29 protein-coding genes are annotated in these 20524 nt (G+C 57.8%); 7 read left to right on the forward strand and 22 right to left on the reverse strand.

Annotation, left to right across the window (positions count from 1 at the left end; all coding sequences use genetic code 11):
- From AD664_RS25335 to AD664_RS25355, 5 genes are read right to left on the reverse strand one after another with little or no spacing between them, the layout of a single operon-like run.
- Nucleotides 1–393 (reverse strand): hypothetical protein, encoded by a 393-nt coding sequence (locus AD664_RS25335; protein ID WP_053151042.1) that lies wholly within the window; start codon nucleotides 391–393, stop codon nucleotides 1–3.
- A gap of 2 nt (nucleotides 394–395) precedes the next feature.
- The gene (locus tag AD664_RS25340) at nucleotides 396–773 is read right to left on the reverse strand and encodes a hypothetical protein (RefSeq protein ID WP_053151045.1); all 378 of its coding nucleotides are present in this window, start codon (nucleotides 771–773) and stop codon (nucleotides 396–398) included.
- Between the two features lie 10 nt (nucleotides 774–783).
- Entirely contained in the window at nucleotides 784–1089 is a 306-nt protein-coding gene (locus AD664_RS25345) for a HeH/LEM domain-containing protein (RefSeq protein ID WP_053151048.1), read from the reverse strand.
- A 55-nt stretch (nucleotides 1090–1144) separates the two neighbouring features.
- On the reverse strand, nucleotides 1145–2122 hold the full coding sequence (locus AD664_RS25350; RefSeq protein WP_053151051.1) for a major capsid protein: 978 nt from the start codon (nucleotides 2120–2122) through the stop codon (nucleotides 1145–1147).
- A gap of 3 nt (nucleotides 2123–2125) precedes the next feature.
- The gene (locus AD664_RS25355) at nucleotides 2126–2863 is read right to left on the reverse strand and encodes a hypothetical protein (RefSeq protein ID WP_053151252.1); all 738 of its coding nucleotides are present in this window, start codon (nucleotides 2861–2863) and stop codon (nucleotides 2126–2128) included.
- Nucleotides 2864–3049: 186 nt separating this feature from the next.
- Here AD664_RS25355 and AD664_RS27590 point away from each other — a divergent pair, with 186 nt between their 5' ends.
- A complete protein-coding gene (locus AD664_RS27590; protein ID WP_157061602.1) occupies nucleotides 3050–3493 on the forward strand; it encodes a hypothetical protein in 444 nt (147 codons plus the stop codon).
- Here AD664_RS27590 and AD664_RS25360 read toward each other — a convergent pair.
- The 5 genes from AD664_RS25360 to AD664_RS25380 are packed head-to-tail and all read right to left on the reverse strand — an operon-like array spanning nucleotide 3477 to nucleotide 8557.
- Nucleotides 3477–3968: a DnaT-like ssDNA-binding protein gene (locus AD664_RS25360; protein ID WP_053151255.1), complete on the reverse strand. Its 492-nt coding sequence runs from the start codon at nucleotides 3966–3968 to the stop codon at nucleotides 3477–3479. The two genes, AD664_RS27590 and AD664_RS25360, sit on opposite strands and share 17 nt — an antisense overlap.
- A 7-nt stretch (nucleotides 3969–3975) precedes the next feature.
- Nucleotides 3976–5088: a minor capsid protein gene (locus AD664_RS25365; protein ID WP_177330203.1), complete on the reverse strand. Its 1113-nt coding sequence runs from the start codon at nucleotides 5086–5088 to the stop codon at nucleotides 3976–3978.
- The gene (locus AD664_RS25370) at nucleotides 5006–6466 is read right to left on the reverse strand and encodes a DUF4055 domain-containing protein (RefSeq protein WP_053151057.1); all 1461 of its coding nucleotides are present in this window, start codon (nucleotides 6464–6466) and stop codon (nucleotides 5006–5008) included. Before AD664_RS25370 ends, AD664_RS25365 begins: the two co-directional genes overlap by 83 nt.
- A complete protein-coding gene (locus AD664_RS25375; RefSeq protein WP_053151061.1) occupies nucleotides 6466–7956 on the reverse strand; it encodes a terminase in 1491 nt (496 codons plus the stop codon). The genes AD664_RS25370 and AD664_RS25375 overlap by 1 nt, the downstream gene beginning before the upstream one ends.
- A gap of 1 nt (nucleotide 7957) precedes the next feature.
- The gene (locus tag AD664_RS25380; RefSeq protein WP_053151064.1) at nucleotides 7958–8557 is read right to left on the reverse strand and encodes a hypothetical protein; all 600 of its coding nucleotides are present in this window, start codon (nucleotides 8555–8557) and stop codon (nucleotides 7958–7960) included.
- 86 nt (nucleotides 8558–8643) lie between these two features.
- On the opposite strand from AD664_RS25380, the gene AD664_RS25385 reads away from it, so the two are divergent.
- Nucleotides 8644–9081 carry a hypothetical protein gene (locus tag AD664_RS25385; RefSeq protein ID WP_053151067.1) on the forward strand — a complete coding sequence of 146 codons (438 nt, stop codon included), beginning with the start codon at nucleotides 8644–8646 and terminating at the stop codon, nucleotides 9079–9081.
- A gap of 147 nt (nucleotides 9082–9228) precedes the next feature.
- Here the strand turns inward: AD664_RS25385 and AD664_RS25390 are convergent, their stop codons facing one another.
- Together AD664_RS25390 and AD664_RS25395 are read right to left on the reverse strand one after the other, a co-directional pair.
- Nucleotides 9229–9573 carry a hypothetical protein gene (locus AD664_RS25390; protein WP_053151070.1) on the reverse strand — a complete coding sequence of 115 codons (345 nt, stop codon included), beginning with the start codon at nucleotides 9571–9573 and terminating at the stop codon, nucleotides 9229–9231.
- Complete coding sequence (locus AD664_RS25395; protein WP_053151073.1) at nucleotides 9570–9908, reverse strand: hypothetical protein; 339 nt, start codon at nucleotides 9906–9908, stop codon at nucleotides 9570–9572. Before AD664_RS25395 ends, AD664_RS25390 begins: the two co-directional genes overlap by 4 nt.
- 199 nt (nucleotides 9909–10107) lie before the next feature.
- On the opposite strand from AD664_RS25395, the gene AD664_RS25400 reads away from it, so the two are divergent.
- Nucleotides 10108–10287, forward strand: a complete 180-nt coding sequence (locus AD664_RS25400) for a type II toxin-antitoxin system HicA family toxin (RefSeq protein WP_053151076.1) — start codon at nucleotides 10108–10110, stop codon at nucleotides 10285–10287.
- Nucleotides 10288–10338: 51 nt separating this feature from the next.
- On the forward strand, nucleotides 10339–10761 hold the full coding sequence (locus tag AD664_RS25405) for a type II toxin-antitoxin system HicB family antitoxin (RefSeq protein ID WP_053151079.1): 423 nt from the start codon (nucleotides 10339–10341) through the stop codon (nucleotides 10759–10761).
- 824 nt (nucleotides 10762–11585) lie between these two features.
- On the opposite strand, the gene AD664_RS25415 is transcribed toward AD664_RS25405, so the two are convergent.
- From AD664_RS25415 to AD664_RS25465, 10 genes are all read right to left on the reverse strand, one after another.
- Entirely contained in the window at nucleotides 11586–12131 is a 546-nt protein-coding gene (locus tag AD664_RS25415; protein WP_053151084.1) for a hypothetical protein, read from the reverse strand.
- The gene (locus AD664_RS25420; protein WP_053151087.1) at nucleotides 12128–12742 is read right to left on the reverse strand and encodes a recombination protein NinG; all 615 of its coding nucleotides are present in this window, start codon (nucleotides 12740–12742) and stop codon (nucleotides 12128–12130) included. The genes AD664_RS25415 and AD664_RS25420 overlap by 4 nt, the downstream gene beginning before the upstream one ends.
- A 217-nt stretch (nucleotides 12743–12959) precedes the next feature.
- The gene (locus AD664_RS25430; RefSeq protein WP_053151092.1) at nucleotides 12960–13427 is read right to left on the reverse strand and encodes a recombination protein NinB; all 468 of its coding nucleotides are present in this window, start codon (nucleotides 13425–13427) and stop codon (nucleotides 12960–12962) included.
- Nucleotides 13424–13837 (reverse strand): hypothetical protein, encoded by a 414-nt coding sequence (locus AD664_RS27725; protein WP_053151095.1) that lies wholly within the window; start codon nucleotides 13835–13837, stop codon nucleotides 13424–13426. Before AD664_RS27725 ends, AD664_RS25430 begins: the two co-directional genes overlap by 4 nt.
- Nucleotides 13834–14631: a hypothetical protein gene (locus AD664_RS25440; RefSeq protein WP_053151098.1), complete on the reverse strand. Its 798-nt coding sequence runs from the start codon at nucleotides 14629–14631 to the stop codon at nucleotides 13834–13836. The genes AD664_RS27725 and AD664_RS25440 overlap by 4 nt, the downstream gene beginning before the upstream one ends.
- A complete protein-coding gene (locus AD664_RS25445) occupies nucleotides 14618–15544 on the reverse strand; it encodes a helix-turn-helix domain-containing protein (RefSeq protein WP_053151100.1) in 927 nt (308 codons plus the stop codon). Before AD664_RS25445 ends, AD664_RS25440 begins: the two co-directional genes overlap by 14 nt.
- Nucleotides 15541–16128: an HNH endonuclease gene (locus AD664_RS28295; RefSeq protein ID WP_083454261.1), complete on the reverse strand. Its 588-nt coding sequence runs from the start codon at nucleotides 16126–16128 to the stop codon at nucleotides 15541–15543. The genes AD664_RS25445 and AD664_RS28295 overlap by 4 nt, the downstream gene beginning before the upstream one ends.
- Nucleotide 16129: 1 nt before the next feature.
- Nucleotides 16130–16981 (reverse strand): BRO family protein, encoded by an 852-nt coding sequence (locus tag AD664_RS25455; protein WP_053151102.1) that lies wholly within the window; start codon nucleotides 16979–16981, stop codon nucleotides 16130–16132.
- 145 nt (nucleotides 16982–17126) lie between these two features.
- Entirely contained in the window at nucleotides 17127–17549 is a 423-nt protein-coding gene (locus AD664_RS25460; protein WP_053151105.1) for a phage regulatory CII family protein, read from the reverse strand.
- 86 nt (nucleotides 17550–17635) lie between these two features.
- Nucleotides 17636–17848, reverse strand: a complete 213-nt coding sequence (locus AD664_RS25465; RefSeq protein WP_053151110.1) for a YdaS family helix-turn-helix protein — start codon at nucleotides 17846–17848, stop codon at nucleotides 17636–17638.
- A 98-nt stretch (nucleotides 17849–17946) separates the two neighbouring features.
- On the opposite strand from AD664_RS25465, the gene AD664_RS25470 reads away from it, so the two are divergent.
- From AD664_RS25470 to AD664_RS27375, 3 genes are read left to right on the forward strand one after another with little or no spacing between them, the layout of a single operon-like run.
- On the forward strand, nucleotides 17947–18717 hold the full coding sequence (locus AD664_RS25470; RefSeq protein ID WP_256207166.1) for a S24 family peptidase: 771 nt from the start codon (nucleotides 17947–17949) through the stop codon (nucleotides 18715–18717).
- A gap of 50 nt (nucleotides 18718–18767) precedes the next feature.
- Nucleotides 18768–19742, forward strand: coding sequence for a hypothetical protein (locus AD664_RS25475; RefSeq protein ID WP_157061603.1), 975 nt, complete (start codon nucleotides 18768–18770; stop codon nucleotides 19740–19742).
- On the forward strand, nucleotides 19729–20421 hold the full coding sequence (locus AD664_RS27375) for an HIRAN domain-containing protein (RefSeq protein ID WP_083454262.1): 693 nt from the start codon (nucleotides 19729–19731) through the stop codon (nucleotides 20419–20421). The genes AD664_RS25475 and AD664_RS27375 overlap by 14 nt, the downstream gene beginning before the upstream one ends.
- Nucleotides 20422–20524 lie beyond the last annotated feature (103 nt).

Below are 20524 nucleotides of genomic sequence, written 5' to 3' on the forward strand. Positions count from 1 at the left end.
TCATTTCCTCAGTTGCGCTGTCCACGTCGCGTCAGCAGAATCGGCAGACACATCCATCACACGCATGCCGTTGACGATATCGCCGATGGCCGGCGCGGCAGGCACCGCAGTCGGCACGCCAACCTCCGAAACGAACAGCTCGTTTTGCAGCACCAGTAGCTTCTTGTCGGTGGTTTGGACCAGGGAGCCGTCGATTTCCTTGGACAAGTAGCTACCCAAGACACCTCGTCCCATGTACATGACGGTGGTCTCCGGCGTCTCGCCGCCCAAGTCGGGGTCATACTCACCGGGAACCATCCGCACGCCCACCACCGGCTGGACTGCGTCAGCCAGGCCGTCGGGATCATCGAACGCCTCAGCCATTTCAGCCTGAATCTCTTCGCGCATACCCATGATCAGATCCTTTTCAGCATCATCACGCCGGAACGCTTGATCCAAGGCTCCAGCAGCGCCAAGGCGAAGTTCACACCCGCCGACTGATCAGTAGAGCCGGCCACATAGGTCTTGCTCACAGAGGTGCCGGACTGCGCTGAAACCGTCTTGCTCTGCACTTCCTTCTGTGTGGACGTGTACAGCTTGCCCGCCGCCGCCTCTTTGGCGACCTGGGCACCGGCTGTTTTGATCTCGGTAGGGACCGGATCAGGAACAGCCCGCTTAATCTTGGCTGTGAGCCAGGCGTTGGCCATGGTCACAGCAAGGACCGGATCACCGGTGCCGGCCCAGCCAGGACCCAGCGAAGCATCAACATCGGCAACGGTGATGAAGTCGGTCATGTGCTTGTCCTTATTCCGCTGGCACCAGGGCCTGCAGGTCTTCTTTCTTGGCGGTCGCGTCGAAGGCGATGCCCTTGCCGGTCAGCCACTCTTTCAGCTCCGGGACCTTCATTTTCAGAGGGTCGGTCTCCGGGGTTTCCTGCTCCTTGCCATCGGAAACCTTGATGCCGGCTGCTTGGTAGGCATCGAAGATATCCGGTGCATCACCATCGACGACCACCTCAGTGGCGGAGCCAATGACGCCGAAAAACTCGCTCAGCAGGCGGTAGCACACGCCGCGCTCTTTGCCCGGCTTGTCCGTGTAGATCACTTTCATGAGTCACCTCAAAAGCATCCCGGCGCCATAAGGGCGCCTGGCTGTGTGGGCCGAGTTACGGCGTGGTGGTACCGCTAATCACAGCGGCGAACGGAACCTGCTTGCGGCTGAACACCCGCTGCCAGTTGGCAGCAGCGGCGTACTGGGTCGCGGTCGGGCTGAGGTTCTGAGCCTCGGAGCCCTTCCAACTGAAGCCGGCGGGCTGGAGGATGTAGGTCTTCCGCTCCCACAGCACTTCGGCGCCACCGCCGTTACCGCCACCAGGCTTGCGCTCCAGCTCTACCGGCACCTTCGGCGTGCCCTCGCCGTAGCCGAAAGCGCCTTGGCCGAAGAACACGGACAGGTACTTGCCTGCACCGTACACCAGGGCGTCGTCCATGAACACCGGCTTGCCGAGGTAGGTGGCCAGGATGATCTTGCCGTCGGAGTCACGCAGGTACTCGATGAGGTCCTGCTTGACCATCTGGTTCATCACCACCGAGTGCACGCCGATCGCGCCGAACTGGTCAGCGGCATCGCCGGCGGTGAACGCGGCGTCCTGAAACGCATTCGCGCTGATGGTCGCGCCCGCGTCGATGACCATGTCGCCGCCGTTGTTCGCGATGTTCGAGGCGATGATGCCGCGAGCCGCACCCAGGGTGTAACGCTGCCACTGGCGGGTCCAGTAGGTGCCGAAGCGGTTGCGGATCTGCTGCTGAGGCTCGCTGTTCGCCAGTTCAGCAGTCAGGTCAGCCACTCCGTAACCTTTGTTGAGGTACAGGACGCGGGCACGCATGCTGTCCTGGGTGACTTTGCCGACTTCGCCTTGGTCGTTCGGGTCATCATTGCTGATGTTCGGCGCTTCATCAGCATTGAGATCCTGCCAGTAGCTGATTTCGGCGGTGCCCTGGCTGCCGGAGGCGATTGCATCCAGCACAGGCGAGCGAGTCACGATGCCCGACTCGTAAACAGCGGTTTTTTCCGGGCTGTTTACCGGCTCCAGCGAGGCATAGTAGTCACCGACAAAGATGTCGGTCAGTTGGGTAGTTGCCATGAATTAGGTTCCTTTGGTGGCCTGGATTTTCTTAAACAGCTCGGGGTTGTCACGGGCGATCGCAGCGCGTTCGATTTCCGTGTACTCACCCCACTTCTTCGTGGCCTTGCCACCGTTGTCGCCGGTCTGCCCGGCACCCTGAGCCCTTGGCCAGAGGTGTGTTGCCGTTTCACGCAGCGATTCCGCCCATTCGAGCGGGGACAGAGGCGTCTTGCCGTCCTTGCCGTAGATGACCTCGCCATCACGGTCGGTAGCGATCGCCTCACCGTCGTCGCTGAGTTTGAACGTGCCCTTGGCGCGCAGGATGATGTCCTCGGCGGCCTCGGGAAGCGCACCGGCCTTGATGGCGGCAGCGCGGATCGAATCGGCCAGCACCTTGTCGCTGTACTTGGCTGCGAACTGCTCAGCCTTGTCGGCGCGGGCCTTCTCGGCGGCCAGCTTGGTGTCGTAGTCGGTGCGCAGGCGCTCGGTACGACGGGTGATGACCTCGTCGAGCTTGCCTTCCGCCAGCAGACGGGTCTCCTCGTCCTGGCCCACCTTGGTGAGCAGGGCCTTCACCGCATTGATGTCCAGCCCTTCGAACTGGGTTTTGAAGCCTTCCAGCTCAGTTTTGGTCGTTTTGAGCGAGCCAAGCAGCTCGGTGTTTTTGTTCTTCAGACCCAGAGTGGCCGCTTCCACCGCTTCGGCGATCGCGGATTTGACTGCCGGGTCTTCAAGATCAATCTGGTTTTCGTCTGCCACTTGGTGCACCCCTTGGGTTTGGTCGGCCCGCTTTGCAGGCATAAAAAAGCCCCGACATAGTCGAGGCGCAAATAATTATTTAGGAAAAATTAACGTGTCAGTTCGCTGCGATTAATAGCCGACATAAGTCTTAAACTCTAACTACACTTCCCAGGTGGCCATTTCGGCTCAAGCAGGAAGACAAGCATGAAAACCATCATAAAAGGCTTCGTAGCACTGGGTGGCTCAGCAGCGCTTATGGGCTGTGCAGGTATCGACCTAGGGAAAGACGGACTTACCTATTACGACCCAGTTCCCTATCTACTGGTATCAAACAAAGCAGATTGCTCGCAAAGCGTAACCGCAGTCACACTCCCAGGAGAGAAAAGGTCACTGAAATTCAAAAGCGGGCTTGGAACAGCCAAACTAAATGTAACTTTAGCAAATGGAATGATCACAAGTATCGGACAGGAAACCGACACTAAAATCCCTGAGACAATAACGGCCTTAACTCCCTTGATTGCTGATAAGTCGATTTCAAGCAAGTGCGTCGAAGAGACCACACTTTATGAAAGCAAAACTCTGCATTTCCCGTTCGTGCTTCCCAAGCCAAAACCAGATAAAGGCACTGTCGCTACCGAGAGTAAATGACCTGTAAGCCTCGCATCACAAGGTAATCAGCAAACTGCGCCCTGCTCGGCGCATACGGCGGAGGTCGAAGCATGGCGCCGGGATTGCCGCGGAGCAATGTCACGCGCTCTCCGTCTTTCTCGGTGCCAAATGCGGGCTCGGGAATGCCGAAACCGTTGTCTGCTGCATACAGCTCTACTGCAAGCCTCAACTGACCCCACTCAATTTCAAACGGGACAAACGTTTCAGACAGGATTTCCAATCCAACCCTGCAGTGACGCCTGGGCCAGGCCATCGGCTGCGACTCCCGTGTCTTGACGCCCTTCCATTCCATGGCGTTCATATCGGCAGCAGCCCGCAATAGCAACGCCTTCTGCTCGTTTTCGCCAGCAGGAAGCGGAAAGCCATAATAATCGCGGTAAAAGACCAGCTTTTCCAAGGGCACGAAGCTATTGGCGCCTGGCCTTCCTGTTCCATCCTCGACAATGATCAGCATAGGGTGCTCAGCCTGGTTGAGCGCCGAGTGTAACGCCTGCACGGATGAACATGTCAGGCTCCAGCTCTTTGAGTTGGGCCAGTGTCAGCGGCTTGAACGACTTATCGAGCTGCAGCTTGGCAAACTTCTCCGGCGTCAGACCGCCATTGCGAAAGAGCCTCCCTCTAACCGGACCCAATGCATGATCCTGAAAGCCCGCCGGCTGGGTTGCCAACCATTCGTAATAATTCAGGCTGGCGTCTACCTGGGCCCCGCCGTTATCACCCACTGAGGCGCGCGTGGCGTCCTTGGCGAACATCTCCGAAAGCCTGGTGGTTGGCACCGTGGTTGACCTGCAGTTGATGTGCGCCGGCGGCAGCGGACCTTTGCCCAGGTCGAAACGCATCCCGTCGAGGCCCTTGCACTGCTGCGAAGTCTTGCGGTCCAGCGTCGATACCCAGCGGTAGCCCAGCACCACGTCGCTATTGGCTTTCAGCGTTTCCATCCGTGCCGTCGTGGCCACATGCTGGATTGCTGTCTGCACTACAGAGGCCGCGTTGCGATTGCTAACTGCCAGGATGCCGTCGGTGAAGTTTTGCGCCGCGGTGCCACGTATCGCCTGAATGATCTGGGCGTTCGTCTGGCCCTGGCCGAAGCCTAGCCGAATAGTGTTCGTGACGCGCATCGTCTCCGTGCGCGTCCAGCCGCTGAGGAAGCTCTTCAGCAGCTTACCGCTGTCGATACCCTTCACCTGCAGCGGGTACGAGAACACCGCAGCGCGAATCACCGTGTTACTCGGCACCACCGCGTCAATGGAGAGCGCATTGCTCAGGCTGTTTGCCTCGAAGGCCGACTCATACAGGGCGATGTCCACCAGGTCAGCTTGCACCAGGTCGCCATAGGCCTTGTAGATCTCCAGCAGCTTGCCGTCCACACGGGCCAGGAACTGCTCAAGCCGGTCTCGGCTGTAGGTGGTCAGCTCTTTGCGGGTCAACTGGTCCCGCACCAACTTGTCAATCTGGCGCAGGTACTTCTCGAATTTCCTGACCTCGCCAGCCTTAAGCCGTTCGATCATCACCGAGTGACGGGTCGTCTGCTCCAGCAGTTGGCTGTCCGCCTGTTCCAGGTTTGCCGTCGACATCTTCTTTGTCCAAGTTGATGCCGGCCGACTCGCGCTCATCGCTGATCAACTCGGCCTCTTCGTCATAGGGGCGCTCCGGCAACTTGCCGGTGGTCAGGTACTGCCAGTAGGTGTCGGCGCTGATCGTGCCAGCCATTACACCCTTGAGCAGTTCGGCAAGCACCTGGGCGTCAACCACTGGCGTTACGAACTCAGGGTTAACCGTGAACTTGACTTGCTTGGGGTCGTATCCTTTCCACTCGGCGGCGTATCGAAGTCCCTGCTCCAGCGCCTCGGCAACCGTGACGACAACGCTGTGCAATGTTGCGTGCTGATCGTTCTGGCGGGTCTTGCGCGCCTCACCCGACTCCGTGCCGCTCACGTCCATGACCTTGGCGCCAGCTTCAAGAGCGGCGTTCTTCTGGTCGTCCATGGCCTTGCGCACGGCTTCAATTCCGGCGCCCTGGAACTCCAGATAGCCACACTGCCCGCTCGGCCCGAGATCCCACGCGGCCGACGGCCCGGTCACGCTCAACTCCACTGATTCATCCAGCCCAGAAACCCACGGTTGCGGGTGACTGGTCTGATGGAGAGCGGTGAAGTAATCGGCACTGAGCTGGTAGGACTTCAGTGCGGCACGCGCCATAGTTAGTAGCGGCACCTCGTCGACTTCCGGCGAGTTGTCCGTGGATCCGCAGTAGATCACCGGCAGGTACCCAAGGCCTTTGATCAGCCGGTTGTCGGTGCCCGTGGTCCCCAGGGGCTTTTCGTCCTCGACCAGCTCACCACCTTCGTTTCGAACGGCGGTGCGGCAGGTGCCGTTCTCCATGAAGAACTCGCGGAATACCGTATCGCAATCATGGCTGTAGCGATCACCACCTTTTTTGCGGAATTCGCGGAACACCGAGAGGACCAGGTCCTGCCGGCCGCCTTGGTCAGCAGTGTCCCAGTTGATGGCGTTGCGCGTGGCATAGGTCGAGAAGTACGGCTCGCCGCGATCATCGATGTTCACCACAAGCGGTACCCGGCCGTGGGAGATAGCCTGGCGCACCATCCGGAAAAACAGCTGCTTGAGCCCGAAGCCGTCCGCCGTGGCATTGTCCTCCAGCCCTTTTAGGCCGCCGGGCAGTTCGATTTCAGGTATCAGCCGGGAGACCAGACCCATCATCGAACGCAGCGAGTCGCGCACCCAGTGCTCGTACTGAGCGCGGTCGGTGTAGTTCTGGTACAGGTACTTGTTACCCGCCCCGTCGAGCTTTTCAGCCTCCACCATGCCGCTCGGCTTGGGCAGATTGCGCTCCTTGCGCTTCACGGCACACTCGCCTTCGAGGGCGTCGTCCATCATTTCCCACTCGGCGATGTGCGCGTCGTAGTCTGGGTTCGTCGATTGCACTGGCATCAGGCCAAGCCTCCAATTCGGCGTGTTCCGCCTGTGCGTTTGCGCCTGCCCATCGAGACGGCGAAATAGCGGAACGCGTCCGCGCCGTGCGATGACCAGTCGTGAAGTGGTTTGTCTTTCCAGCAGCCACGCTTGTCGTCCCACTCTTTTCGGTAGTTTTCCAGGCAGGAAATACCCAGCTCGCACTTGGATTCATCAAAGGCGCAGGCGGGCAAGATCTCCCGCACCTGCTCAATGCCCTCGTCGATGCCGAGCTTCGGAACAACGCTGAACTTGAGGCTGTATTTCTGCCCGTCGATCTCGTAGCCCTCGCGGGCCAACTCACGGCGGGTCTTGCCGTCGCTACCGAACTCACGGTTGTCGATGTCGTGCGGCCCCCAGTGATCGCCATATGTGTACTTGCGATCCTTGAGCACCTTCATGTAGTGCCGCAGGCCTTCGCCGCTGTTCTCGTAGAAGTCGATGACGTGGTATTCCTCGCCGACGATCCGAACGAACCAGATGGCTGTTGAGTCGCCGACGCCGATGTCCCATATCGTGTGCACGGGCAGATGGCTGTTGTCGGGCAGCACGCCGATGCGCTGGGCCGCGTAGAGTTTGGTGAATTGCTTGGCGTAATAAGCGCCCTCCATCGACTGCTGGAAGGCTTCAGCCGGGATCGACGGGTATTCCCGCTTCATGTCGTCGCCCAGGTTTTTTTCCTTGGCCGCATACCAGGCGCGCTGGCCCGGGTTCGTGACAATACCGTGCTTGGCTGCCAGCTCGCTGAAATAGCCAGTCAGACGCTGCGGGACGACCGCCTCGGCCGGGTCGAGCCAGTAGGCCTGGTTCTTCCACCAGCTGAAAAAGAAGAACTTCCAGTCCAGCTTGCCCAGGGGCGTACCGGACAACTGCTGCTTCTCGGCGTTCTGTGAGTAATCGAAGAAGTAGCCGGCTCGACCCTCCGCCGTGGACTCGATCGTGACAAAACAGTCAGTGGCCACGGCCTCGAAGGCGCCGGTGACGATCTCACGGGCCTTGTGCGGAAACTTTGCGCAGATCTTCCCGAACTCGGAAACGTGCAGGTAGCGCAGCGTACCACCCCGGAACGAGGTACTGACGTAGATCGAGCCGCCTTTGCTGAACACCAATTCGCCGGCAGCATCGTTGCTCGCAGGGTTCGCGGCGCGGATCTCTTTCGGCAGGTTGTCGTAGGCGTACTTCACCTTCTCCCGGAACAGGCGCTTGGCGTCGTTCAGGGTGTGGGCGATCAGTGCGCACTTGGCTGACTCGAAAAGAGCGGCGTCGAGCTGAATGATGCAGCACTCAGTGGTGAAGCCGAGCTGGCGAGCCTTCAGGATGATGTTCCGGGTGTGCATCCCGTCGAAATATTCGATCTGCTCGTCCGTCATCCGAAAGCGGACCTTCTTGCCCGCTTTGTCGGTGATGAAGTAGAGATTGTTCAACCGCCAGCGCTTATCCCGGAGCAGCTTCATGTGCTCGGGCTTCATGTCAGGCGTCCTTCGATAGTTCGTCCATCATCTTCGAGAGTTCGTCGGCGTCGTCCGTCTTCTCCTTCTCGTCCAGGCCAAATGCTTGGCGCTCCAGGACCTGCAGATTCTTCATTGCAGAGGAAAGCTGGAACAGCGTCTTGGAATTGCTTGGCAGCGCCACGGCGGCGAGCATAGAGGCCCGGCGCATCCCATTGTTGTCCTCAGAGGTTTCATCCTCGATCGCGTCTTCAATCTCTTCGCGGCGCTGGATGGTGGTCATCAGATCATCCATCAGCAGGTTCGCAAGGATCGTTGCCTTGCGGATGTCGCGGCGGTGGCTGCGAACCACCCGGGCGCCCTCCTCGGCAGCCTCTTCGATGATCTCGGCATCCAGTTCGCAGTTCGCGCCTTGGTCGTTGCGAACCTCTCCGCGAACCAGCTTGCTGCGAACCTCTTTGCGCACTTGGTCAGAAAGGTCTCTCGCCCATCCAAGGGCTTTGGCTTTCTTCCTGATCGCGGTGTCGCTCACGCCGTGGCGCTCAGCGATGGTTCTTATGGAAAGCGAACCCGCCCGGTAGGCTCGTTCGATCGCCTCCCAGTCGGGTTGCTTGATTTTCATAGATTGTCCCAGGTACGCCTAACGGCGGGATTGAAATAGTGGCGCGTTGCCGGTATTGATATGGATCCAATCCTGAGGATCTGATAGTGAAAAATGTTCTCGATCACGCAACTGAGCTGCTGAAAGACAAAGAATTGCGGTTTTACAACCTTCAATCTGGGAGCCAAGAAGACATTAAAACAATGCTCGATGTGGTTCGATCCATCGCCCAGACCCGCTACCGCGCTCCGCTCCCCGCGATTAAAGACCTATACCTCACAGATGACGACGGTTTCAGTTACGAAAACCCCGGCGACTTGATCACGCTGTTGTTTGAGACAGTCGTGCGCAACAATCACAATGTCGATCTGTGGTACACCCCAGGTGCAGGCGGCGCAAAGGGAGAAATCAACACCACACTCAACAACTTTACTCATGGCCCTAGCCCGCTGGCAGGCTCACCCGAAGCTGGAGTGAAGGCGACAAAGTACTCGGATGCCCTTAAACAATTAACTCATATCGTATCGAACCGTGCCCCTTTCTGATCTGTAGGGGCTGCCACCCAAATCGGCCGGCCAGATTGGTCGGAACCCGTGGAAGTTCAGACCGATCAAATCGGGGAGTTGCGGACAGTTCGTTTCGCTTTCAGGTATCGCGACACAATTTTGCTGATTCGCAAAATGTGTCGCGACTCACTTGGCTCGACGCTCGATTCCGCCCGGGGCCTTGTCACAGCCCAAACAGTGCTCGCAGTTCATCGTGCGGCAGAGCCAGGCCTTCACCCGCTGCCACCAGATAACCATGAAGATGTGGCGCAGCCCGGCAAGCGCCAGGGACATGTGCAGCGTCAGGCCGGCCGTGGTCGGGCCGAAGAAGACATTCTGGCTACGTGTCATCACCACAAAGCCGCTGATGGCGACCGCCGAGTAGATCAGTTTGCCCAGGATCCCATCCCGCACCCGGCCACTGAGGACACACCAGGTCGCCCACAAGGCAATCAAGCCGCAGGCGATGGAGTTAATCAGTTCAAGATTCATGGTGGATTGCCTCCCCCGAACCGCTGGCGAATAAGCGCCCAGAGATCAGCGGCTTTGATTGCCCGGTTGATGGCAGCCAGAAGAGAACCGCCGAAGGTGCCCAGCAGAAAGCCGATACCGGCAACGATCTTTGGCTCGGTGACGTTCAAGTAGGTGCTGACCATGCTTGTCAGGTACAGCGAGCAGGCAACCCCAGTGATCAGGAACACCATCCAGGCTCGCCAGTCGGACAAGTCGTCCTTGTGCCACCAGCTCGCGACCACGGCACCAATGAGGCCCGCAATCACCAATTCGAACCTGTCGATCTTGTCGAGCAGGCGCTGTAGATACTCCATGCGCTCGACTCCGTGGGCATGACTGAATAGGTCGGCATCCGCTGCACTCCCAGCTTGGGGCAATGGGTGTGGGGAGCCGAATACGAAAAGGCCCCATCAATGTCGAGGCCCTGAATAGGTACTAATCGAATACAACAAAACTGTTGTATTACCACATATCTGTTGTATACTGGACTCATCCAAACAACGAGGCGAGGTGATGAAGTTCAGCGAGTTCAGACGATGGTTGAAGGCCCAAGGGGTGACCTTCGAAGCAGGCAAAGGAAGCCACTTCAAAGTCACCGCCCCTAGCGGCAACAAGACAACCTTTGCGGATCACGGCTCCAAGGAAATGCCGGAACCGACCCGCAAGGCGATCATTAAACAACTGGGGCTCTAAGGGCCCCCTTCGCCATTCTGCAAGCTGAACGATCACCTCCGAGGAGTGACCATGTACGACTTTGCAATTCGATTTGAACAGGATGCCACCGGTGTGGCCGTCTTCTGCCGGGACCTGCCAGAGATGAACAGCTTCGGCGATGACGTCGAGCATGCGATCCGTGAGGCGATGGATGCTATCGAGACGACTCTGTCGCTGTATGTCGATCAGCGCCAGGCGATTCCTTCTGCGTCTGCTCCCCAGGATGGCGAGCACGTAGTTCACCTGCCAGCGGTGACCGTTGCGAAGATCGCGCTGTGGAACGAAATGATGGCGCGGGATATGCGCAAGGCCGACCTGTGCCGCCTGCTGGGCGTTGCCCAGACCCAGGGCGATCGCCTGGTGGACTTTCTCCATACCTCCAAGATGGAAGCGATCGAGAAAGCCCTCGCTGCACTTGGCAAACGCATAACGCTGTCTGTCGAGGCAGCCTGAATAGGTGCGGATGGCCGGCGCTGATCTCCGGCTTAGTGACGATAGGCGCGTACCGGCGCCTCGTTTTACTTCCTCCGCTTACGCGGCTACCCCCTGACCAGCTTGCCGAAATGCTCGGCAACCTAACCGCAGCAGATGCGACCGGCACTAATGTGCCGCATCACGGACCGGCGGGGATCTCGTTCACCTGATTAGCGCATCAGCCTGCGCATTCATCCGCATGATGTGAGGGTCTTTCCCCTCGGTCCGCCAAAGACCTTCGCACCGTCGACACCCCTTTGCATCGATCTCGCTGCTCCTGTCTCGCGCCACTCTGGAAGTCAGATGTGAACAGAGTGCGCGGGCTGCCGGTGTTCTTTCGTGACGCGTGACTTCCGGCTATACCGCGTCCAGGCTGCCCAGAAGGCTGTCCTGGCAACAGGTAAATCTCAGGCAATAAAAAACCCGCACAGGGCGGGCTTAAAAATAACCCCGCACTTGGCGGGGCTCGGTGAGCCGCTAGGCTCGAATCAGACCGGCAATGATGAGGCTGGAGACGAGACCGGCACCGGTAGCGTGAATCGTGTTGAGAAACGCCAAATCGGTTTTTTTTACCATCTCGTTATCCTCCTTCGTAGTCGAGGCCGCTACGGTCGGCTCTTGCACCTTGAGATAAAGCATGTATACAGCCACTAATGCCATGATTCCAACGGTGCCGGCTACGACTCCAGCCACAACAACGGATGCCGCTGCTCCAGGGAGAAGTTTTGTCAATCCGCAACGCGCAAGATCGACAGGATGGATAAATACTCTCTCACTTTCTCACTCATTGCAATGGCTTTTTGCTACGCCGCGCAACTTTCGATCAGCCCCTCCGCATCCAGCAGTTCCTGCGCGGCGGTAAGCGCCTCGTTGACTTGATCGTCCAAAGCCTTCCGGATGTTCGACCGCCACCGGTACCGGGTGGATTCTGGCTTCCCGTCGTTGTCCCAGTTCGTGATGTCGTACCAGGCTGCTGGGAGCACGGTTGCCGACCGCTTGCCCTCTGCACCAGCCACCTGAGGGATGGCCCAAGTCAGAATGGCGCACTCGCGGAACCGTTGTGGCGCTGGTGACTGAACCGAATTCAACAGCTCCAGGATTGCACCATGCTTGCGCTCGTCGTGGGTTGAGTACTTCGCCACCAGGGCGCGCCAGTGCGCCGGGGCCAGAGTCTTGTGTAGCCGACCGAACACCCAGCAATCAATCAGGAACGCAGCTTCCTTGCCGACAATCTCCCCCTTCTGCTTGACGCACTGGACCTTCGGCTCGAAATCACAACCGCCGGCCGAGTTGATGGTCTCTGCGGCCAGGGCCCGGACCACTGCGGAAATCACGTTGCGATAGATCATGCTGCCTGCCCCTTCTTCAGTTCGCGGGTCTTGGCCCGGTATTCGGCCCTGATGGCCTTGATTTCTTCCACGGTGTACTTGCGGGGCTCATGAGGCCCTTCGAGCCAGGCCACTTGGTCGGCACCAATGCGCAGCACCAGGCGGATGCGATACTCAACGGCATTGCCGGATAGATTGCGATTACACTTCACGCACTGACGGTGGATGTTCAGTGGCTCGAAACGCAGCTCCGGACATGCGCCGACGGATCGGTAGTGGCCGGCGTCCCAGCGGCTGCCGGTCATGAGGTCGTTGTCGTTCGGCATCGAGTCGCAGCTGATGCACGGCAGGTACGCATCACGCAGGCGCACGTACTCGTTCACCGCGGCCTGGGCTTCGCGCAGGTGGTCAGCCCTGGTCTTCAACTTCTCCTTGCGGACCTTGATCTCCCGGCGCTCGCGCTGGGCAAACGATTTGCGCTGCTTCTCCTGTCGCTGACGCAGGATCGTCACGGCGCAGTCAGGCGAGCACCAGGTTTGAAACGGCTGCGCAGGGACGAAAGAGGCCCTGCACTCTGCAACTCGGCATTTCTTCGCCCGGGGCGCCTTCTTCTCCTTGAGGGCTACGCGCATGGTTCGCCCTCCATCCTCACTAGAAGGACGTCAGCCCAGCGGTAGCTGTAGGGGCCGCACACCGCGACGACCCTGTAGCGAGCGCCATCCTTGAAAAATACCTGTTCACAACTGGGCGGGTTTGCTTCAGCAGTCAATGCGATGCGATCAGCCCCCAGATTCCAAGTCACCATGCACTTGGTCAGTAGCTCAGCGAGCGTCGGCTCCCTGTAATTGATCATGCCGCCGCCTCCCACTGCTCTGGCATCTGCCCCTTCGGCTCGCTCCAGACCACACCCTTGTCGGCGCCGAAGGCGTACATGCATTCGATGACGTCGCCCAGTTCGGCCACGGTCATGCGCTTGGTGCTCTCGCCCAGCATCACTACCCCGCCGTTGATTCCCTGGGCCATACGGATCTCCTGGCGGGCTGCGGCGGTCATGAGGGCCTTCCAGTCTTCGCTGTCGAGCTTATGCATCACTCCGTTTACCGGCCAATCGACCTGACGCGAGATGTCGCCCAGCATTGCCCACAGCTTGGCGTTCTGCTCAAGGGTTCGGCGGGACTTCACCGGGCGAACGATGATCTCGACGGCGCCGGCGGCGGCGAGCTCGGTGGCGAACAGGTAGGCTAGGCGGAACACTTCGCGGATGCGGTTCGAACCGGACGACCAGAAGTGACGGGGTTTGTAAATGATGTTGGTCATGGCTGCACCGCCTTGCCCACGGCGGCGTCGATCTTGTCAGCGATTTCGCGCAGACGAACTGCCCAGTGGGTTGCGGACTTGGTTCCAGCCTCCACTTCGCGGCAAATCCAGCTCGAGGCCCTCCTCAGCTCCAGCCCTGTATCGATCGCTAACTGGCGCAACAATCCGTTCTCGGCCTTGAGCTGGTCGCGCTCGGCCCGAAGTTCGTCTCGGTCGCGCACAAGAAGCTGCCCACCTGCTGCGAGCCGCTCGTTCTCGTCCAACAGCTCCAGCGCCACCTCCTCGAGCGTCTGCTTGCCCAGGAACTCTTCCAGCGCTTCAGAGTTGCTCAGCCAGTCAGGCGACGATGCGCTCCAGGCGGCTACCTCGGCCCACAGCAGGGCCTGGAGTTTTTGTTTGTCGATGCTCATTGCTCCGCCCTCTTCTCTTCCAGTTCCTGGGCCTGCTTGATCAGCAGAGCCCGGCGATCAGCCAGTTCATTGGCGGCCTCAATCCGCATTTCTGTTTTCTTTTCAGCGCTGGCCTGGCGCATTTGCAGCATCGAGTTTTTGACGAGCTCCAGCTTCTGGCGCATGGCCGGTGCCGGTCGCGTGACCGTGCCCGTCAGCAGCCCAGCGATGGTACGGCCGTCATCCGTGACCGGGGTCACGCTCAGGTCAGCCAAGTATTTCTGCGCGTGCTCGCTGGGAATTCGCTTCAGCTCCATAGCCTTGGTGACGGCCTGGATGCGCCGGTTGGCATCGAAGCCCACAGAAACGTGCCAGTTGACTAGCTTGGCGTCTTCCCGCGCCCGGCCCACGAACCGCTCGTAGGCGCTGATGAACGCCATGCGGGCGCCGATCTTGTCGCCGGCATCGAGTACAGGCTTGGCCGCGGCCAGGGCCAGCTGGATCTCATCGGTCAACACTACGGTTTCGAACTCGTCGTTCGTGGTCATGGCGATGGCCCAAGCCTCATCCTTGCCAGGACGGCCGTCGGACGATTGGACGCGCTGGAGAATGTCGGCCATGGACAGCTTGCCCTTCACCTCGAAGCGACAGGCCTTCAAAGCGGCCTTGACGACAGGCACCGGGTAAACGCAAAGGTCCTCAGCCATCATCGCAGCGGTGCCCGGATTCATTTCCTGCCCCATGGCCTCAGCAGTCGCGCAGATGGCGGCGGCCAGCCCGGCAACCTGCTGATCGTTCATTTCAAAGGTATTCATTGCGCTCCCCTGCTTGGCGCTTGGCCAAGACCATTTGCGCAGCCTGCTCGGCAGCGGAGACGTTCGCCTCAGTGCGCTCCATCTGGCGGGCGGTTGTGCCGTTGATGCGCTGCCCGGTCACCCATTGCGTGTGGTAGCTCTCGGCGTTGGCCAGCAATTCGTTGAGGCTGTGGCACTTGCGCAGTACGGCGGCATCGCTGGTCTTCAGGAAGTGGGCAGCGACGTGGTGAGCCACATCGGCACCGAGGCGATCGACCAGTTGACCGAGCTGACCGCCGACCTTGGCGTTCCAGACCGGCCAGGTGCCATAGCGCTTGCGGTAGGCCATGGCGTAGTTCGCCCAGACCTTGAAGGTTTTGCAGGTCCGGTCCTTGGGGCCAGGCATGTCGGCAGGGATCTCGACCCGGGGCGCCTCGATGCGATCAACCACCAGCACCAGGTTGCGAGATTGAGCCGGCGCGGCCTCGGCGTGAGCCGGGGTTATAACTGGTTCAATGACCGGTTCATTGACTGATTCAGAAGAGTGACTGGTTCTGGGTGCAACTGCTGCACTACCCCCTGGTGCAGGAGATTCACTAGGGGGTGAACCTGCTGCACTACCCTGGTAAATCTTCTGCGCTACCCCTGGTGCAGGAGGTGCACCACCATCCAGTGTCAGGAAGTAAACGTTGGAGGAGTTACCCTTGGGGCCGCCCTTGCGGATTTCTTTGCGCAGCAGGCCGGCCTGCTCCAGAGCAGTGATGTGGTTCATGACGGAACGCTTGCTAATCTCGCACTGGTCGGCGATGTGCTGATAGGAAGGCCAGCATTCGCCCATGTCGCTGGCGTTGTCTGCCAGCTTGATCAGCACCAGCTTGCGCAACGGATTGCCGACGCGAATTTTCATCGCGGCGACCATAAGACCCATGCTCATGCTGCACCTCCAGCGAAGGCGCGAAAATCAATCGTCTGCACGCCTTTCCAGCTATTGCAGGACATGCAAAGTGTTTGAAGGTTGCCCAAAGAGGCTTCTCCGCCCTGGCTTTCAGGAATCACATGATCAGCCCTCAGGCGCATCAGTACCGAACAGCCGCAGGGCAGGCAGGCGTGACCATCGCGAGCGAATACTTGTGCACGCAGACCAGACGGGATGGGCTTCTTTTTCGTCTTCCGTCGAGGTGGGAGGACTGGCGGCTGGTGAGCGGTGACGCGGCCCATACGGTACGGGTTCCACTCGCAGCCTTTTTCGGTGAGCCGGAATGCTTCAGAGCGAAGCTCAATCAAACCGCCCTCTTCCAGGGCCTTCAGCATGCGGTAAGCGGTGTCTGGCTTGTCAGTGAGCAGCGGCAGCTCCTCAATAATCTTGGCCTTGCTCAACGCGAAGAAGATCCCGTCATCGGTTTTGATTGGCTTGGTCCAGCTCGGGCAGCCGTAGACGAAGGCGAACAGCAGGGCCTGCTGTGAATTCAGCCCCCACTCCAGCGCCTTCGCTTGGTTGATCGTCACGGTGTATTGCATGTCAGGCCTTCCCGACCAATTTGGCCAGTTCAAGGAAGCGATCCACATACCAATGAGGCTGCGTCTCGCGAGGGCATTGAGGGCTGGTGAGGTTCTTGCCGTACTGGAGGCCCTTTTCAGTCACGGACCAGAAATCGACCATGTCGCCCTTGGAGCTTCTGCGCTGGAGCAGGGCCAAGAAGCCGTGATCCTTGAGTGCGAGGTTGAAGGCCCGCGGGGTGCTGGCGATGGAGTGATCCTTGATCAGGGCGGTGATTGCCTTGGTAGGCATCGAAGAACCGCCAGCGGCATCAGGTGCGGCATCCACGGCGTAGCCCGGCAGGAACTTGGCGTCCAGCCCGTTGTTGGTGGCGATTTGGGCCAGCATCATCATCTTGCTGGACGGCGCAGGCTTGAGCAGACGGTCGAAGCATTCCAGGATGGCGAGCTCTCCGACGATCTTGGAATTGTTCGGGCCCTGGGTGGAGAACGTGCCGTTTTTTCGAATGGCCGGCAGGACCTGGCCCACTACCCAATCCTCGAACCTTTCCGCGGCAGGCAGCTTGGATTTCATCACTAGGCGGTAAAGGTCGCGCTCCGGCATTATGGTCATGAAACCACCACCCTGTTTCGGGGTAGTGGTCGCAGCTTTACAATGACGGGCTACGGCGTTCTCTGGCTTGGAGTAGCCAAGCGCGTCGGCGACGTCACGTGCGACAAACCAGGGATCGCCAAGGTTGTCCGTGATTACCCGGACGGCTGCGCCATCGAAGTCGAAAGGAATAACTGACGAATCACGCGACACGTTTTCTGTATTGCCAAAACGTGTCGCGACATCTGGCCGGGTGTTGCTTGAAATAGGTTGGCTCTGCATAATTGCGCTTCTCAAGTGTTATCGAATTAGCCGACTCTCGACCGTCGGCTTTTTCATGCCTGCCGCTTCGGGTCCGCTAATCGATAGTGCAACCCTGAAGTACACCGATTTGGGTGTATGAAACCCGCGCATGCGCGGGAAATTTTCAAGCGACCTTTACCGACGCATCCATCACGTCCAGGCTCTGGCGGACATGGTTGATCTCCTGGCGGATCAGGGCCTTTTCAAACGTGCTGACATGACTGTCTTCCAAGGCCTGATGCACGGCGATGGTCAGGTCGGCAACCTCCTTGCCTACGCTGATAAGCGATCGGGTCAGCGCTTGCGGCTCAGGTGCGGCCCTCGGAACCAGGTCGAAGCCAAACTCATTTGCCAGCGCTTGCAGCGGCCGCATGTCACCGGTGTGCAGCAGAATCCCGAACAGATGCTCCACCGTCAGGTGGTGAGCATCGTTGTCAGGGTTGGCGCGCTGAAGCAGGCTGACGTGCGGAACGCCCATCTTTCCCGCAAGGGTCTTGGCTTCGTTGTCCAGGACAGCGCTCTGGCAGGCCCGCAGAAAATTTTCCATTCGTAAATCCTCAAAACTGTTTCCGTGGCGCCCTGCCAGTACGCGGGCGATCATTTGCTCAACGGGTTGGGGTGCGGAAGCAGTGCTTAACTAGCGTGCTTCCACTGGATGTCCGGCAGGCATTCCTGTCGCGTCACCTTTCCGCCTGTTGCATGCTCAATCTGGATGGCGCGCTCGGCAGTAATGGAGCGATCACCTGAGATCAGTCGAGACAGGTAGCTCGCAGGGATGCCGAGGCTGAAGGCGAGGCGTTTTCTTCCGCCGCGCGGAAGCTGCTTTGCGTACGTGGGGAAGTCCATATGGATTTACCTTCTGGTTCATTTATGCATGAATTTACCATAAATGTTTACCAAGTAAAGGTAATTTCCCTAAAGGGAAATAAAGGTTCTAATGGGGGATGGATATCAAAGACATACGAAGGGCCCGGGTCCGCCAGATCATCGATCGCGATTTCGGTGGGAAAGATGCTGACTTCGCCGCCAAGGTGGACAAACAGCCTTCATACATCTCCAGGCTATTCACCGACAAAACTGAGCATCTCCGAAATATCGGGGAGAAAATGGCGCGCGACTTCGAAATGAAGTGCGGTCTCGTACCTGGGTCGCTTGATCGTCCATTGAGCGAGGGTGAGTTATCGGCAGCGTCTGCGACTGGAGCCGCGAAGCATCGGATCCAAGTCGATATTCCGCTCGCGCCCATTGAGACTTGGGACGACGAAACGCCCCTCGACGACGACGAGGTCTACGTCCCTTTCCTTCAGGAAGTCGAGCTGGCTGCCGGATCCGGCCGGTTTGTAATTGAGGAAAGCGACAGCGCCAGGTTGCGCTTTTTCAAGAAGGACCTACGCCAAAACGGCGTACAGTTCAGCAACGCCAAATGCGTGAAGGTTGGTGGGAACAGCATGCTTCCCGTGCTGCGTGACGGTGCTACCGTGGGCGTGAACATCGGCAAGAACACCCTGAGCGATATCGTCGACGGCGACATGTACGCCATCAACCATAACGGTCAGCTCCGTGTGAAACAGGTTTACCGCCTACCCACGGGAATCAGGCTGCGCAGCTTTAACCGGGATGAGCACCCAGACGAGGACTACACGTTCCAGCAGATCCAGGAGCAACAGATATCGATCCTGGGGCACGTGTTCTGGTGGGCGATGTATTCGCGGTAACCCAGCGACCCAGTTATTACATGGCTGGCTCTAATCAAGGATGACCAGAATTGCCAATCCAGCTAAATCCAATCGACATATCTGATTGGCGGCGACATCGCGAATTTTCGGAGGCGTATCCGGAAGGTGCTCGCCCCAAACGCCTGGTCGTCTCACCATATGCCCCTATACAGGATGTAATAAAGCCCGATTGGCAATATATGTTCAAGCTTTCGGATGAAAAGTATCCTGAGCAATACTGGGCTGAGCTAATCGCATATCAAATTGCTCTACTTCTAGACGTTGATGTCCCTCCAGCCCACGCAGCCTTCGACTCTATGACAGGCGAATGCGGATCAATTAGCGAATGGTTCTATACACCCAATGAGGAAGTATTTTTTGCTGCGGGCTATTTCTTTTATAGAGAAATAAGAAACTTCGACAAAGACAAAGGAACACAACACAACCTTCTTACAGCACAAAAATTGAGTGTAGAATTTATAGGTGACAGTCAGATCTTTGATTTCTGGTCTATGCTCATGTTCGACGCAGTAATAGGCAATACTGACCGTCATCAAGATAACTGGGGATATTTGATTACTTCCTCACCTAACACGAAAAGCGTTGCTAGAAGGAAAGGCGAGCAGTACGGACTGAGATTAAAATTCGCCCCTTGGTTCGACAACGGGACGAGCCTGGGCTATCAAATATTGGAAAGAAAATTTTCTCAATGGGACGACGTTCGCCTAGACAATTTTATAAAGAAGGGAACTCACCATATCCGATGGGCGCCAGACAATTTGGTACAGGTTGGTCATTTAGAGTCGATGAGTTTTATTTCCAAATACAATCCTAACGTTCGAACAATGTTACTTCGGAAGCTTAAAAATTTCGACGAATCTCTATTTATCAAGCTGATGGAGCGCCTGGTTGACCTACCGATGCCGCCCCATGCTAGACTGACGAAAGAGAGGGCCAGCTTTGTGATCAGGCTCACCTTGAGGCGCATGAAACTGATTACGGATAAATTAAATGCACACCATTGATCACATTTTTGAACCTACACGTCTTTTTTTGGTCTGGACGAGCGTGGCCGATGGCGTTGCACGAAATCGTCGCATAGTAGGAGAGTTAACTAAAACTGACGACTCCTTCGTATTTCGCTATTTGAAGGATACCCCTGACTATCACGCAGCGGTAAACGAGGGATTTATTAGTTTCCCGGCGTTCACAATTCATGGCAACGAAGTATTCGACAATGCGCTTTCTGCATTTATGAGTCGAGTACCTCCAAGAAAAAGACAAGACTTCGCAAAATACTTAGCACAATACGGACTGCCCAAAACATTTAACGGATCCGACTTCTCACTACTTGGTTACACTGGAGCTAGACTTGCAAGCGACAGCTTCGAATTGAGCCCAGACTTATCCACAGCGGCCACTCCAATAGACATAGTATTGGAGGTTAGCGGGACACAATACAACAAGATTACTGGCGAACTTTCAGAAGGTGCGAAAGTTTATTTCGTCCGGGAGCCAAACAATGCCCACGACGAAAATGCGATAGCGATTATGACTGAATTCGGCAGAATCGGTTACGTTAGCAGAGCGCTCAACAAAGGCTTCTCGAAACTGCTAGACTCTTCTGCAGTAGAGGGATCAATTCTGAGCGTCAACCCGATAAACGACAAAATAAAAATACTTGTGCTTGCCAAATTTAAATGAACAGTATTGATTCGTTCCGCAGGGGCTAAAGCCCCTCCTGTAACCCGCCCCTGCCTTGTCTAGATAACCCTTGCTTTGAAGTCGTCGATCGTCTGATTCTCCC

Origin of the sequence: Pseudomonas sp. P97.38 (genome assembly GCF_001269745.1) — a bacterium.
In the GTDB taxonomy this organism is placed as follows: domain Bacteria; phylum Pseudomonadota; class Gammaproteobacteria; order Pseudomonadales; family Pseudomonadaceae; genus Aquipseudomonas; species Aquipseudomonas chlororaphis_E.

Coding starts and splice junctions, on each gene's coding strand:
- AD664_RS25335 (WP_053151042.1), bottom strand. CDS start 393: ATGGGTATGCGCGAAGAGATTCAGGCTGAAATGGCTGAGGCGTTCGAT.
- AD664_RS25340 (WP_053151045.1), bottom strand. CDS start 773: ATGACCGACTTCATCACCGTTGCCGATGTTGATGCTTCGCTGGGTCCT.
- AD664_RS25345 (WP_053151048.1), bottom strand. CDS start 1,089: ATGAAAGTGATCTACACGGACAAGCCGGGCAAAGAGCGCGGCGTGTGC.
- AD664_RS25350 (WP_053151051.1), bottom strand. CDS start 2,122: ATGGCAACTACCCAACTGACCGACATCTTTGTCGGTGACTACTATGCC.
- AD664_RS27590 (WP_157061602.1), top strand. CDS start 3,050: ATGAAAACCATCATAAAAGGCTTCGTAGCACTGGGTGGCTCAGCAGCG.
- AD664_RS25360 (WP_053151255.1), bottom strand. CDS start 3,968: ATGCTGATCATTGTCGAGGATGGAACAGGAAGGCCAGGCGCCAATAGC.
- AD664_RS25365 (WP_177330203.1), bottom strand. CDS start 5,088: ATGTCGACGGCAAACCTGGAACAGGCGGACAGCCAACTGCTGGAGCAG.
- AD664_RS25370 (WP_053151057.1), bottom strand. CDS start 6,466: ATGCCAGTGCAATCGACGAACCCAGACTACGACGCGCACATCGCCGAG.
- AD664_RS25375 (WP_053151061.1), bottom strand. CDS start 7,956: ATGAAGCCCGAGCACATGAAGCTGCTCCGGGATAAGCGCTGGCGGTTG.
- AD664_RS25380 (WP_053151064.1), bottom strand. CDS start 8,557: ATGAAAATCAAGCAACCCGACTGGGAGGCGATCGAACGAGCCTACCGG.
- AD664_RS25390 (WP_053151070.1), bottom strand. CDS start 9,573: ATGAATCTTGAACTGATTAACTCCATCGCCTGCGGCTTGATTGCCTTG.
- AD664_RS25395 (WP_053151073.1), bottom strand. CDS start 9,908: ATGGAGTATCTACAGCGCCTGCTCGACAAGATCGACAGGTTCGAATTG.
- AD664_RS25400 (WP_053151076.1), top strand. CDS start 10,108: ATGAAGTTCAGCGAGTTCAGACGATGGTTGAAGGCCCAAGGGGTGACC.
- AD664_RS25405 (WP_053151079.1), top strand. CDS start 10,339: ATGTACGACTTTGCAATTCGATTTGAACAGGATGCCACCGGTGTGGCC.
- AD664_RS25415 (WP_053151084.1), bottom strand. CDS start 12,131: ATGATCTATCGCAACGTGATTTCCGCAGTGGTCCGGGCCCTGGCCGCA.
- AD664_RS25420 (WP_053151087.1), bottom strand. CDS start 12,742: ATGCGCGTAGCCCTCAAGGAGAAGAAGGCGCCCCGGGCGAAGAAATGC.
- AD664_RS25430 (WP_053151092.1), bottom strand. CDS start 13,427: ATGACCAACATCATTTACAAACCCCGTCACTTCTGGTCGTCCGGTTCG.
- AD664_RS27725 (WP_053151095.1), bottom strand. CDS start 13,837: ATGAGCATCGACAAACAAAAACTCCAGGCCCTGCTGTGGGCCGAGGTA.
- AD664_RS25440 (WP_053151098.1), bottom strand. CDS start 14,631: ATGAATACCTTTGAAATGAACGATCAGCAGGTTGCCGGGCTGGCCGCC.
- AD664_RS25445 (WP_053151100.1), bottom strand. CDS start 15,544: ATGAGCATGGGTCTTATGGTCGCCGCGATGAAAATTCGCGTCGGCAAT.
- AD664_RS28295 (WP_083454261.1), bottom strand. CDS start 16,128: ATGCAATACACCGTGACGATCAACCAAGCGAAGGCGCTGGAGTGGGGG.
- AD664_RS25455 (WP_053151102.1), bottom strand. CDS start 16,981: ATGCAGAGCCAACCTATTTCAAGCAACACCCGGCCAGATGTCGCGACA.
- AD664_RS25460 (WP_053151105.1), bottom strand. CDS start 17,549: ATGGAAAATTTTCTGCGGGCCTGCCAGAGCGCTGTCCTGGACAACGAA.
- AD664_RS25465 (WP_053151110.1), bottom strand. CDS start 17,848: ATGGACTTCCCCACGTACGCAAAGCAGCTTCCGCGCGGCGGAAGAAAA.
- AD664_RS25470 (WP_256207166.1), top strand. CDS start 17,947: ATGGATATCAAAGACATACGAAGGGCCCGGGTCCGCCAGATCATCGAT.
- AD664_RS27375 (WP_083454262.1), top strand. CDS start 19,729: ATGCACACCATTGATCACATTTTTGAACCTACACGTCTTTTTTTGGTC.